General features: G+C 51.4%; 10 protein-coding genes. 4 read left to right on the top strand and 6 right to left on the bottom strand.

What is annotated here, in order from left to right:
- Positions 1-7: 7 nt before the first annotated feature.
- The 4 genes from N5910_RS03465 to N5910_RS03450 are packed head-to-tail and all read right to left on the bottom strand — an operon-like array spanning position 8 to position 4,222.
- The gene (locus N5910_RS03465) at positions 8-1,840 is read right to left on the bottom strand and encodes a PINc/VapC family ATPase (RefSeq protein ID WP_074358732.1); all 1,833 of its coding nucleotides are present in this window, start codon (positions 1,838-1,840) and stop codon (positions 8-10) included.
- Positions 1,841-2,230, bottom strand: a complete 390-nt coding sequence (gene hisI, locus N5910_RS03460; protein WP_074359729.1) for a phosphoribosyl-AMP cyclohydrolase — start codon at positions 2,228-2,230, stop codon at positions 1,841-1,843. It lies immediately after the preceding gene.
- A gap of 1 nt (position 2,231) precedes the next feature.
- Positions 2,232-3,509, bottom strand: a complete 1,278-nt coding sequence (hisS, locus tag N5910_RS03455; RefSeq protein WP_191216452.1) for a histidine--tRNA ligase — start codon at positions 3,507-3,509, stop codon at positions 2,232-2,234.
- Positions 3,510-3,559: 50 nt separating this feature from the next.
- Positions 3,560-4,222 carry an RNA ligase partner protein gene (locus N5910_RS03450; protein ID WP_074358730.1) on the bottom strand — a complete coding sequence of 221 codons (663 nt, stop codon included), beginning with the start codon at positions 4,220-4,222 and terminating at the stop codon, positions 3,560-3,562.
- Positions 4,223-4,379: 157 nt separating this feature from the next.
- Between N5910_RS03450 and N5910_RS03445 the strand changes: the two genes are divergently transcribed.
- From N5910_RS03445 to N5910_RS03435, 3 genes are all read left to right on the top strand, one after another.
- Complete coding sequence (locus N5910_RS03445; RefSeq protein WP_074358729.1) at positions 4,380-5,234, top strand: shikimate dehydrogenase; 855 nt, start codon at positions 4,380-4,382, stop codon at positions 5,232-5,234.
- A 180-nt stretch (positions 5,235-5,414) separates the two neighbouring features.
- The gene (locus tag N5910_RS03440; RefSeq protein ID WP_261599780.1) at positions 5,415-6,371 is read left to right on the top strand and encodes a replication factor C small subunit; all 957 of its coding nucleotides are present in this window, start codon (positions 5,415-5,417) and stop codon (positions 6,369-6,371) included.
- Positions 6,372-6,392: 21 nt separating this feature from the next.
- The gene (locus N5910_RS03435) at positions 6,393-7,823 is read left to right on the top strand and encodes a replication factor C large subunit (protein ID WP_261599779.1); all 1,431 of its coding nucleotides are present in this window, start codon (positions 6,393-6,395) and stop codon (positions 7,821-7,823) included.
- A gap of 91 nt (positions 7,824-7,914) precedes the next feature.
- Here the strand turns inward: N5910_RS03435 and N5910_RS03430 are convergent, their stop codons facing one another.
- Positions 7,915-8,547: a hypothetical protein gene (locus N5910_RS03430; protein WP_191216449.1), complete on the bottom strand. Its 633-nt coding sequence runs from the start codon at positions 8,545-8,547 to the stop codon at positions 7,915-7,917.
- 240 nt (positions 8,548-8,787) lie between these two features.
- Here N5910_RS03430 and N5910_RS03425 point away from each other — a divergent pair, with 240 nt between their 5' ends.
- Positions 8,788-9,711 (top strand): hypothetical protein, encoded by a 924-nt coding sequence (locus tag N5910_RS03425; RefSeq protein WP_261599778.1) that lies wholly within the window; start codon positions 8,788-8,790, stop codon positions 9,709-9,711.
- Positions 9,712-9,774: 63 nt separating this feature from the next.
- Here N5910_RS03425 and N5910_RS03420 read toward each other — a convergent pair whose 3' ends face one another.
- A complete protein-coding gene (locus tag N5910_RS03420; RefSeq protein ID WP_261599777.1) occupies positions 9,775-13,668 on the bottom strand; it encodes a cobaltochelatase subunit CobN in 3,894 nt (1,297 codons plus the stop codon).
- Positions 13,669-13,769 lie beyond the last annotated feature (101 nt).

Raw genomic sequence — 13,769 nt, 5'->3', positions numbered from 1 at the left:
GATCACCTCAGGCCTCGGGTCTCACCCTCGCCCTTATGGGTATATCCTTCTTCATGGCCTCCATGATGATATCTGCAAGTTCAATATCCCTCCGGATCTTTATGGTGCCCTTCTTACCGACAGTGGCCGTGAAGAGATACTCATCATCTACCAGTATGTCAAAGGACACGCCGACAGCGTCCTTGCCAAAGTTGAGGACAACGTAGTTTCCTGCGAGTTCAACAGGGACCTCAACCGTTTCATCGATCTCCCTTGATTCGAGGGGTTCTATGCCGATGCTTATACCTATGTTCTTCTCGATCTCCTCAATGGTCCTGCCCTTCTTTCCTATGATCTGGGGTATGTACTTCTCCTCTATCCAGACCCTTGCACGTTCATCTGATTCAAGTTCAACCCTGACCCCTGCACCGGGGATCCTCTTTTTGAATTCCCTTTCAATCTCCCTCTCGGCTATCTTGTGGGCTGATGGTTTTCTGGCCCGGGTCGATGCTGCTGCGACATCCATGACTATGGTCTGCTCACCGTAGGTGTAGATCTCATGCATGAGTTCACCGGACTCAAGGTCCCTGATCTCTATGACCGGACGGGCAAGGTCTGCTTCCTGCATCCCGGTGGGAACCTTAACCGTGAGTGAAACATCATAGACGGCCTTAACCTCTCCATCCTCAATGAATACTGTTGTATCGACAACGGAGGGTATAACTCCAAGCTCCACCCTTCCAAGGATCCTCTGTATGGCGTCTATTGGCCTAGTGGCGTGGACAACGCCAACCATTCCCACCCCTGCAAGCCTCATATCAGCAAATATTCTGAAGTCCCGTGTCTTCCTGAGTTCATCGTAGATTGTGTAGTCTGGCCTTACAAGGAGGAGGATGTCGGCTGTCTTCTGCATGTCCCTCTCGATGGGTGCGTACTGGGTTATCTCGTCACCCACCTGGAGGTCCCTTGGTGACTCCATTGTCTTGACTATGGCCTTCATCTCCCTGCTGTAGAACTCTGCAACAGCCTGGGCAAAGGTACTCTTACCTGCCCCCGGGGATCCTGCGATGAGAACACCCTTGGCGGTGTCCCTGAGCCTTTCAATGAGCCTGTCAGATAACTTGTAGTCCTCAAGGGATACCCTTGCAACGGGCCTGACGGCGGTTATCTCGAAGGCTTCTGAGAAGGGTGGCCTTGCAATGGATATCCTGTACTCCCTGAACTGGACCACCGTGGCTCCTTCCATTTCTATCTCAATGAAGCTTTTGAAATCACTTTTAGCCCTCTCAACGATTTCACGGGCCATCCTGTTTATGTCTGAGTGCTTCAGTGGCCGGTCATCAATTTTAACCAGTTTGATATTCCCTGGCCGGCCCTTCTTGGCCATGGGTGCAACGTTCTCCTTGAGGTGCACCGACATCGTGTACTCATCAAAGTACTTGCTTATCTCGAGCTCCTCATAGCCGAGCACCTCGGGTTTTATGTAGAAGACGTCAAGACCCTGGGCCTTCCCGACCTCTGCCTGCACCCTGTCACTGGTTATTAGGAGGGCGTCGTATTCCCTGGCGGTCTCCCTTATCATCGAGTCTATCTCACCGCCCCTTGCCAGGGATATCTCATCCAGTGTGGGGCGTCTCCCAACGAATATCAGGGATATTATGTTCTCCCGGTGGAGCTCCTGAAGGTTCTTGAGCTCCTCAAGACCGTTGAATCCCGTCTCCCTGCCACGGTTGGCCTGGTATTCAAGTTCAGATACAACTGCCTCGGGCACGATCACCTCGCTGCCCCTGAACTCGTCCTCCTGGACTATCCCGGTGATCCTCCCATCGACAATAACACTTGTATCTGGAACAATCTTCATTTAACCATCCCCATATATTTCTTCAGGGTCAAAGACCTTCACGGCGTCCTCCCTGACTCTGAGTTCATCGCCCTCTATGCTCCTGTAGAAGCAGGACTTGTAGCCTGTATGGCAGGCCCCTCCCTCCTGTTCGACGAGGAGGACGACTGCGTCCATGTCACAGTCAACCAGCACCTCCTTTACATGCTGCACGTGGCCTGAGCTTTCACCCTTAAGCCATATCCTGCCCCTGGAGGTGCTCCAGTAGTGTGCCATTCCTGTTTCAAGGGTCCTTTTGAGGGCTTCCCTGTTCATGTATGCCACCATGAGGACCTCGCCTGTCTCATGGTCCTGTGCAACTGCGATTACAAGGTCTTCGCCATTAATATTATGTCTGAAATTCAGTAAAATGCTAACATCTCCCTTTAATATAATCCACGATTTCATTCCTCTTAACGGTCTCCTGGGTGGCGTCCTCCATGTTCCGCACGGTCACCACACCCTCCTGGAGGTCCCTCTCACCTGCAAGGACCGTGAAGGCTGCTCCAAGGTGATCTGCATAGGAGAGGGCCTTCCTGAGTTTCCTGCCCCCTGCCTCAAGGTCCGCCGATACTCCTGCAAGCCTGAGTTCCTGTGCTATCTTCACGGCCTCGGACCTCACAGATTCATGTATGGGTATCACAAAGACGTCAACCATCCTCATCTCGGATTCATCCATTTCAAGGGCGTTCATGAGGCGGTCAAATCCGAATGCGAAGCCTGTTGATTCAACAGACTCGCCCCCAAAGGTTTCAACCAGATTGTATGTTCCCCCGCCGCATATCTGCCGCTGGGCGCCCAGTTCAGGGACGTAGATCTCGAAGACCGTCCCAGTATAGTAGTCAAGTCCCCTTGCAATGCCCAGGTTAACCTTGTAGCCGTCCATTCCAAAGTCCTCAAGGACGTCAAGGAGCTCCTGGAACTCCCTCACGGCTGCCAGTGACTCATCGTAACCAGTAAGGTGGCCCTTCACATCTTCAAGTACTTCAGGACCGCCCCTGGTCCCTATGAGGTTCATCAGAAGGTCCCTTGCTTCATCTGAGATTTCAGTGCCTTCAAGACATGACCTGAGTTCATCCACATCGCCCTTATCTATGATACCCATTATCCTGTCCTGAAGGTCGGGCTGGATGTTCTCATGTCCAAGAACCCCCCTCAGGATTCCAAGGTGGCCTATGTGGACCTCGAAGCCCTCGAGTCCAAGGTCCCTGAGGGCATGGGATGCCAGGGTTATTACCTCTGCCTCTGCAAGGGGTGATCTTCCACCGATGAGTTCGCATCCGAACTGCCAGAACTGCCTGAACCTGCCCTTCTGTGGCCTCTCATACCTGAAGCAGCTGCCGAAGTAGTACATCTTTATGGGTCTGGGTGTTCTCTGGAGTTCATTCATGTAGAGCCTTGCAACCGGGGCTGTGAGTTCGGGCCTCAGTGCCAGGTCCCTTCCACCCTTATCTGTGAAGTGGTATATCTGGTTGACCACCTCCTCCCCCGACTTTAGTGTGAAGAGTCTGAGTTCCTCGAATATCGGTGTCTTGATCTCATGATAGCCATAGGTTTCGAAGGTCCTTCTGAGCCTGTTTTCAACCCTTTTCCTGTTTTCCATCTCGGCAAAAAGGAAATCCCTTGTTCCTCTAGGTCTTGATATATCCATGACGGTGATTCCTCCAGTAAAAATGATAAAAGAGATGTAGTGAGATTTCATCATTCATAATATTTAAGGTATTCCTTGAGCATCTTCGGGAATGATGAGGCGTTAAGGAACCTTAAACCAAGGCGTTCGGCCCATACCCTGATGCCATCATCTGCAGCCACGACACCTGCACCGAGTTCCTTGGCAAGGAGTAGGACGTCAAGGTCAGGTGCACTGTCGAGGGTGCCCTTCCTGAGGGCTGAACGGTACTTTTTACGGAGGTCCTTTATGGCCTTAGCCAGGACCCTGCTTTCGATCTCGGTCTTCTTCACATCCCTTGATGCCATTATGATTGACTGTATCCCTGCCTCCCACAGCATGGTCTCCGAGATCCTGAGTCCCTTGTTCATCCTCTCCCTTATGTCATGGACGTATTCATAGAATATCTGGGAGGGTATCTGGGTGTCATAGCGGTTGGGGGTCTTCTTAACTATCCATGTCTCTGCCTTAATCAGGGTTTCCGGGGGGCATTCGTAGCGTGTCATGTAATCCGTGAACTCCTTGTATGTTACAGGGGGCATGTGGCAGCTGATGTTGAGCTTTATCCTGCTTCTTGCAATGAGATCAAGCATTGCATCAACTGACCTGTTAAGGTCTCCTTCTCCAAGCATCTCCCTTAACTGGTTGTCTGTGAAGGCCGTTGTATCGAGTACAAATCTCTGCTTTGCAGGCATGTCGCAATCCCCCTTACATCAACAGGAATGATATTTATCGCCGATGATAAATAAATATTGCACGATGGATGAAAAATCCCCTCCCCTAACTGAAGTTAACTGAAAAATTATATTCCCTGGAAGATAATTAGGATCAGAGGATAGAGGTTGTGATAAACTGATAACCGGCAGGACACGTGTTACCGGCATAATCGGCCACCCCCTAAGCCACAGCCTGTCCCCCCAGATGCACAACGCTGCATTCAGGAGCCTTGATATGGACTGGGTCTACGTTCCATTCCCTGTGAGGCCTGAAAAGCTTGGAAGGGCTGTGCGCGGCCTTGAAGCCCTCAACGTGAGGGGTGTGAACGTCACCATACCCCATAAGGAGGCTGTGATTGAATATGTTGACGAACTCCATGAAACCGCATCCCTGATAGGGGCCGTTAATACCCTTGAATTTGATGATGGTACCGTGAGGGGTTACAATACCGATGCCGATGGATGCCTGAGGGCCCTTGAAGAGGTCACCTCCGTCAGGAACTCCAGTGTCCTGATACTGGGGGCGGGTGGGGCTGCCAGGGCATGTGCATTCAGGCTGGCCCTTGCAGGGGCCTCGGGGATTTTGATACTCAACAGGACACCTGAGAGGGCCCATTCTCTTGCAGGGGATATAGGGGAGAAGCTCGGCTTTGATGTATCATCAGGGGGCTACGACCTTATACCTGAGGCTGCGGTGGATGCCGATATAATCATAGACACGACACCCGTCGGGATGCACCCCCATACAGATGACGAAGCCCTGGTAACCGCCGAGCTCATGCATGAGGGCATGGTTGTCTATGACCTTGTCTACAACCCCGTAAGGACCGTTCTCCTCCGTGAGGCTGAAAAGGCATCTGCTGTTCCTGTATCAGGGCTCAAGATGCTCGTGTATCAGGGTGCTGAGTCCTTCAGGATATGGACCGGCAGGAAAGCCCCGGTCGATGTTATGGAGGAGGCTGTCCTTGAGGGTCTTTGGAGGAAAGATTGAATCCTGATACATGCAACGGTTGCCCTGCTAATCCATAATTTTTCCCTGAACCCATGAAAGCCTGTTGATAGTATCTGACCCAAAGATTTTAAGATGCTCCGACAATAATGATTTAATGGTAAAACAGATGTGTATTATTAATTCATGCTTAAGTATTATAATCTTTGATCGGTGATTTTTATGAGCGGACCCTGGGTAGAGAAGTACAGACCACAGAAACTTGATGATATCGTAGGCCAGGAACATGTTATACCACGCCTCAAGCGCTATGTTGAGGAGAAGAGCATGCCGAACCTCATGTTCACAGGACCAGCAGGTGTGGGTAAGACAACAACTGCCCTGGCCCTTGCAAAGGAGATCCTCGGCGATTACTGGCGGCAGAACTTCCTTGAACTCAACGCCTCAGACGCCAGGGGTATAGACACCGTAAGGACCATTATAAAGAACTTCTGCCGCCTGAAACCCGTGGGTGCGCCCTTCAGGATAATATTCCTTGATGAAGTGGACAACATGACAAAGGACGCCCAGCACGCCCTCCGAAGGGAGATGGAGATGTACACCAAGACATCCTCCTTCATACTCTCCTGCAACTACTCATCAAAGATCATAGACCCCATACAGTCAAGGTGCGCCATATTCAGGTTCCTTCCCCTCAAGGGCCACCAGATAATAAAAAGGCTTGAATACATCGCCAGGGAGGAGGGCCTTGAATACGAGCCACAGGCCCTTGACACCATAGTCTACTTTGCAGAGGGGGACCTCAGGAAATCCATAAACCTCCTTCAGTCAGCGGCATCCCTCGGTGAGAAGATAACAGAGGAGAGCATCTATGAGGTTGTCTCAAGGGCAAGGCCCAAGGATGTGAGGAAGATGATCAACACCGTCCTCAACGGCAAGTTCATGGATGCAAGGGACATACTCCGGGAGATAACGGTCCTGCAGGGTATAAGCGGCGAGGACATGGTGACCCAGATATACCAGGAACTATCCAGGATGGCCATGGAGGGGGCTCTGGAGGGTGAGAAGTACATAAAACTCATTGAAGCAATAGGTGAATACGATTTCAGGATAAGGGAAGGTGCAAATCCAAGGATACAGCTTGAAGCCCTCCTTGCAAAGTTCCTGGAATACAGTTAAATCCTCAAGGGGTAGCCCAGGATGTCATGGACAGAGAAGTACAGGCCCAGGACCTTTGAAGAGGTTGCAGGGAACAAGAAGGCCATAGAGGAGATAAAGAAGTGGATTGACGAGTGGAAGGCCGGGAACCCCCAGCCACCCCTGCTTCTGGTCGGGCCCCCTGGGACCGGTAAGACAACCCTTGCACACATCATAGGACGGGAGTTCTCAGACACCCTTGAACTCAATGCAAGCGACAAGCGGTCCCAGGACGCCATCAGGAGGACCGCAGGCGAGGCATCCTCAACCTACTCCCTCTTCAACCATGACCTTAAACTCATAATACTCGACGAGGTTGACGGTATACACGGTAATGAGGACCGTGGGGGTGTCCAGGCCATAAACAGGATAATAAAGGAGAGCAGGCAACCCCTGGTCCTGACGGCCAACGACCCCTACAGCAAGAGATTGCAGACCATAAAACCAAAATGCAAGGTTATAAACATCCGCAAGGTTCACACAGCCTCCATAGCAGCCGCCCTTAAAAGGATCTGCAGGGCTGAAGGTATTGACTGCCCCCCCGATGTCCTGAAGGAACTTGCAAAGAGGTCCATGGGGGACCTCAGATCGGCCATCAACGACCTTGAGGCCATGGCAAAGGGTGAGGAAAGTGTGGGGAAGGAGCTCCTGGACACCGGTGCCAAGGATGCCGTCTCCACAATCTTTGATGCCGTCAGGGCCGTGCTGAAGAGCCGCGATGTGGTTAAGGTCAGGGAGGCCATGAGGGTTGATGATGACCCCACAAGCGTCCTTGAGTTCATTGCAGAGAACGTCCCGAGGGAGTATGAGAAGCCCCATGAGATCAGCAGGGCCTATGATATGCTCTCCCGGGCTGATGTGTTCTTCGGGCGTGCTGTGAGGAGCAGGGACTACACCTACTGGCGCTACGCATCTGAACTCATGGGTCCAGGGGTCGCCCTATCAAAGGATGAGACCTATCGGAAATTTGTCCGCTACAGCGGTTCATCCTCATTCAGGATACTTGGAAGGACCAGGAAGAAGAGGGCCCTCAGGGACAGCGTGGCCAGGAAGATGGCCGGGAAGATGCACATATCACCCAGGGTGGCTATTTCAATGTTCCCCTTCCTTGAGATAATCTTCGAGAACGATGAGATGGCCTATGAGATAAAGGAATACCTTGAACTGACCGATGAGGAGGTTAAACTCTTCAGGAAGAGGAAGATCAGGGCCCCTGAAAGGAAGAAACCCGGAAAGAAAACTGAAACCCCAGGGAGACCCCTGCCAGGTCCGGAGAAAAGGGATGATGAAGCCGGCGCGGATAAGGGAAGAAGTAGAAAATCCCCTGAAGATGGCTCTGAAAGGAACAGGTCCCATGGGCAAGGTGAAAAGAAAAATAAAAAGAATGATGAAAAACCAAAGGAGAAGCAAACATCACTGTTCCAGTTCAAATAGAGGGAAGATGCACATCCACCGGTTTACATGAAGGATGAAGAAGATCCAGAGAAAAAGACAGAGATGTTCCGGTTTAATGTCACCTGATTTGTCATTTTCCTTGCGAATTCTCATCCAGATAGATGAGGGATTTCATCAGCTTCTCCCTGAACTGGGGGACCCTGGCGCTGAAGAACTCCATAAAGTTCTCAACCATGGGGTCATCCGTCACCCTTATTTTAGTTCCAAGCCATGACTCGATCCATTCAGCCGGCACCGTTATGAAGGGGTATATTATGCTCCCCGATGACCTGTAATGATTCCTTATCCCTTCACCCCCCAGCATATCTTCAAATACTGCTGCAGCAGCATGGTCAAGGGTCTCGGGGCGTGCCTTTATCCCTTCATCATCAAAGACTATGCCGTACTTCCTTGTGTAGGGTTCAAGGACCGTGTAGAGTGCCAGGGCCAGCTCACCCTCAGCATCAACAGAGACCCTGCTCCTTGGCTCAAGGAATGATGCAAGGATCCTTGATGATCTTGAGCAGATCTTCTGAAAGACCTTGGAGCGTACAACCTCCAGGTCAGGGAATTCCCTCCTGAAGGTCTCCTCCCTCCTCCTTGAAAACCTTGAAAACCTCAGATTATTTATAAGCACACCCCCAGAGGTTACACTCACAAACCTTGTATCCACACCGATCCTTCCAAGGAACCTCAGAATCTCTCTTCTCCTCCCATCATCCATTCCATCACTAAAGATCCTATCCCCACCTGAAATATGTTAATGTTTATCAGGGCAGAAAGCCAGCCTCCGAATCCAATGGCGCCGCCACCCCCTGGCATGCATGAATTCTCCAGGGACAGAATAACCATCCTCAAAGCAGATCCCCATGATATGTAAATGTTTATCAGAGCCCCATAATAATATAAGTTCAGTGGTGTTCCTTAAAACCACACCATGGATTCAGGAAAGGGGGTGACTTCAATGTTTGGAATCTTTGGGAGGAAGAAAGAGGAGAGAAACCTTATTGAACTTGAACCCGACGGTCCTGTTGACTGTATAGCCGACTTCACCTACAACTTCTACTGGCAGCACCATGGTGAGAAGCTTGACCCCGACCAGCTGATACCAGGAACAGAATACAGTTACAGGGATGTTGTTGAGCACGTCAGGAGTGGCGGGGAGGTGAGGATAAAGGGTGATGCAGGTCACCGGCTGGCCTCAAGCATGGGAGCAGACCTCAAATACTTCGGGGGGACCGGAGGGTCGGTGATGGCAGGGACCCTTACCGTTGATGGAGACGTGGATACACGCATGGGTATAAGCATGGTCTCCGGGACCATCTATGTCAGGGGCAAGGTCAGGGACCCGATAGGTAACCTCATAGAGGTTAAATCTGACCGCAGGGGATATAAGAAGTTCATCTCAGTTACAGATGTCCTTACAGGGGGTCATGGTGGTGAAAAACTCCTTGGAGCCACCCTAACAGGTAACCGCATGGTTATCGATGATGGTCACGTCCGGGACACCCTGGGGGCCCGCCTGGATACCGATGCCGAGATAATCCACAAGGGAGATGTGGATCTCTCAACAGGGATACTCATGAGGAGGGGTACAGTGATGGTCAAGGGTGATGCAGGTAAGAACACCGGGGCACTCCTCAGCGGGGGCACCGTGATAATAGATGGTGACTGTGATGACTTTTCAGGGATTGACATGAGGTCCGGTTACCTGATTGTAAACGGTGACGCGGGTAAGTTTATGGGTGCCCAGAGGAAGGGTGGTGTTATCCTTGCAAGGAAGGGAAAACCTGTCCCCCCGACCAGTGAAAATGAACTAACAGGTGAGGATAAGAATCTGATACTGAAGGCCGGCTTCAATCCACAGCACTTCAGGAGATTCTCATAGAATCATTTATATAAAATAACCAGGACCCCATCATAATAGCTAAATAAAAAAATAAAATAGGGTTTATTTTTTAAGCGGACCGAAGAAGTATCCTGCTCCAAGGAGACAGAATATTCCAATAACCCCCAGGATTGCATATAACTGTGTTCCTGCTGATTCCTGTGGCCTTGAAGGGGTTGAAACCTCATAAGCCTTTCCAGGTTCTTTACCTAGCGCTTCAAGGGATGCTGACTCCTGTGCAGACTGTGAAGTTCTTGCTGCAGCTGATGTTCCGACTGAAACTCCTGATACACCACCAGGGGTCCTTCCAGGCTGTGAATCCCTTCCATGTCCGGTTACTGGGGGTTTTCCATGTGGTGTGCCTGTCTCACCACCAGTGGTAGTCTCACCGAATATCCCTGAGATGGTGCTGAGTTCGGCTGATGATAGCTGCACCATATCCCTAGTGTAGGCCTGCCTGATGTACCCTGCAATCATCCGGACCGCTGATGGGTCCATCTGACTCCTCACCGAGGCGTCAAGGAGGAAGGTTTCAGCTATCCTCCTCCAGACATCAGCTGATGCAACATCCACGAGGGCGTCTGATGTAAAGAGATCCCTTATCTGGAGTGCTATTGAAACGCTTCCAGACGGTCCATCCTTGAGTTTGCCCTGCACCCATACCGGGTTGAGGAGTGTCACGGCAAGGTCATCGTAGGTTGACTCCTGGAGGGTCCTTATGATCGGTGTTCCGTATGCGGTCCTTGCAATGTAACCCGTTATATCCCTTCCTGTGAGGTAGTTCACCATGAAGTTAACGGTCACCGAGACCCTGTAGAGGCATGTGCCCTCCCCTGGTGTCCTGTATGGCATTATAACTATGCTGGTGTCAACTGTCCTCAGGAGGGCCTCAAGGAGCCGTGGGCTCTGTACACCGTTAAGTCCCCTTCCATAGGCGTATGAGTAGTAGCTCAGGTAGGTCTCTGCAAGTTCCTCTGGTGTCCAGTTATCCCTTGACCAGAGTATCCTGTCGACACCTGCACCATGGGGGTCTGCCCCTGGTGGAAGCCCGAATATCCTTGTCCTTGCAAGCCGATCCGCCTGTTCCTCCGCCTCTGAACTGTTCATCCCTGATGATACCACCTGGTTGTAGATATCTGTCCTGACAGCCAGGTAGTGTTTCCTTAGATAGTTCTGTTCAGCAGGCTCGTTGAGGCTGACCAGTCTCTTTATGGTGTTGTCAATGACATCCATAGCCCCTGGTATGAGGCCCCTGAAGTTGTGGAAGTCACTTATAAGAACATCGATCCTTGGCCTTCCAAGTTCACTCAGGGGTATTATCTCTGTTCCTATCAGGGTTCCGCTCTCATAGACAGGTCTCACTCCCAGGAAGTAGAATATGGCTGCTATGCTCTGACCATTCGTTGATATAACATCCCCTATGTCCACTGCAACGGTTTCAGGGTACCTGCCGTTGCTGGCTTGCCGGTAGCGTCTGAGCATCTCCTCGGCAGCCCTTGACCCTGTAATCATGGCAGCCTGATCAGGTATGGCTGATGGGTCAAAGGTGTACATGTTACGTCCTGTCGGGAGTGTGGCTAGGTTGATAACCGGGCTCTTTGCAGTCACCGGCTGTATGAATTCACAGTTGAGGGCCCTGAGGAGTGAGTTCATCTCATTCGCTGCGCTCTGAATGAGAAGGTTCCTTATCTCATCCCTCATGGAGGTCCTGTTCGCAGGGTCAAAGGAGATTATTGAGTCTATGAACTTCTCAAGGATCTCTGCATCAGGCAGGCTGCCGAAGGTGTGGAGTCCATAGGGTGTGAGTATCCCTGTAAGCTCCTCAAGGTACTCGTGGAGTTTTTCCCTGAGTACGCTGAAGGATGCTGTGCTGCCAGTTCCAAGCCTTGTTTCAAGGCCCGTCCTCCTGACACCATCACGGATTAGGGATTCGAGGGCCGTCATCCTCTCGGTGTCTCCTGCGGCCTCGGCGACTGTGTAGGATCCTAGGAGATCAGCGAGTTCCTGGTAGACGCCGTAGAGCTCTGTCCTTATGACTGGGGGTACAAGGTAGGATACTGTGACCGCATAGGCCCTCCTCTTGGCCGGGTTTATAACGGCCTCAAGGGGGTCCTCCATCTTAAGCAGGTGTATGTTTGGCATGGCCCCTATGAGAGTGTTTGGCCAGTCATTCTCTGTCATTGCATTGAAGTTTCCAGGGAGGAGTTCCAGGGTCCCGTGCTGTCCTATATGTACAACCGCATCGGCCCTGAACCCCTTCTTGAGCCAGAGGTAGAATGCTATGAACTGATGTGTGGGTGGGAGTTTTCCATCATCAAGTCCCTGGATGGTCCCCTTCCACTTCCAGACCGGCTGCGGAGCCAGGAATATGTTGCCCATCATGATCCCCGGTATGACTATGCTTCCATTGTAGACCATGATGTTGCCAGGTGCGGGACCCCACATGGCCTCTACCTGTCTTCTGAGTGATGCTGGCAGTCCTGAATACCATTTGAGGTAATCCTGGAGGGGTACTGTGACGCAGCCGATTTCCACGAGTCTTCTGAGTTCTGACTGTGTCATGTTCTGGGGGTTCCTGCCTGCCCTGTTTATCATCTCATAGATGGCCTCGGGGGTGAGGTTTGAGTCGCCGACCCTGTAGCCTGCTGCCTTCATTGCAAGGAGTATGTTGCTGAGGCTGGCGTAGAGGTTGAGTCCATTGGTGGCCGGCATCCCCTCATCATGGGTGCTGTCAAAGTAGACCATGGCTATCCTCTTGTCACAGTTCTCCTTGTTCCTGAGGTTAACCCAGGCAAGGGTTCTGTTAACAAGCTGGTCCACTCCGGGCTCATATGCAACGTATTCCTTGAGGGTGACCCCTGTCAGGGGATCTGTCCCTGTTATCCTGTTTCCCCCTATGAGTATGGGTTCTATACGGCCCTGCATCTCGAACATTGCAAGCCAGTAGTATTCAAGGCCCCTTAAACCCTTCTTCTCTGCTCCCTCTATGTAGTCTTCAAGGGATGTCTGGAGGAAGACCGGGAGGGGGCCCTGGACGGGTACGTTGAGGTCTGTGAAGAATGTTATTGTCTGGTTGTCTGGCCAGTAACCGAACTGTACGCATGCAACAAGTGCGTCGATCACCGATGTGTTGTTGTCCATGAAGAAGCGCCTTGAGGCTCCTATTGGATCCGAACAGTAGAAGTAGGGTATCACGTTGAGGCCCTTTGCCTCGAATTTCTGTATGAGTGTCTCATAGACGTCCATATTACCTGAAAGGTAGTACCTGTTGAGTATGGCGACACCCACCCATGGAGCCCCGGCCCTGTACATTGGTGTGCTGCGGTACCAGTCCATGTAGGCCTCCCTGTCGGTGTATGTCCCGGGTGCCATTGGATGGTATAGGAAGTCCTGGAGGCCGGGTACGAGTTTCGTGTCATTGGATGTCAGGTTCACCGCACCGCTGAGCCTCAGGACCTCCAGCAGTGTTCTCTTCACGTTCTCACATGAGAGTGCAGGTGCTGCTACCGGTCCATAGGCAGGAAGGTTCGTTACATTGACACCTGTAACGTTGGGTTTTACGGGTCCGAGGACGAAGATCCTTGCCCCTGGTTTCAGGTCCGCTGCAAGGGCCTGGAAGTCAACGGGTGCATCGAAATCTGTCCCGTAGCTCATGCCGGTAACAGGGTATCCTGGCCTTGTGAAGAGGAAGAATATGTCCGCCTCCCTTATGTCCTGCCGGAACCTGGCTGAGGTCGTTGAGTTGAGGTTGAATGTGTCCATGGTGTAGATTTTAAGGCTGAAGTTGTAGCCCTCGCCTGTCAGGTTCCTGTAGGCATCGTTCATTATGGGGTCCACTGTTCCAACAACGCAGCCTGTGATGAGCACAACCATATTTGTATCCCTGAGCATCTTTGTACCGTTATCTGCCGTTGAGTTATCATCTGCTGCAGATACTGCTGGAACTGAAATCGTCATTATCAATATTAAGACCAGTAGGAATTTCCTGATATTTTCACCTCCTTTATTATTTTACATGGATGATATGACTCTCAAGGGTACTTTAATCTTAACTAAAA

Source organism: Methanothermobacter wolfeii (genome assembly GCF_025397995.1).
Taxonomy (GTDB): domain Archaea; phylum Methanobacteriota; class Methanobacteria; order Methanobacteriales; family Methanothermobacteraceae; genus Methanothermobacter; species Methanothermobacter wolfei.
This window is presented reverse-complemented; position numbering and strand designations above follow the sequence as displayed.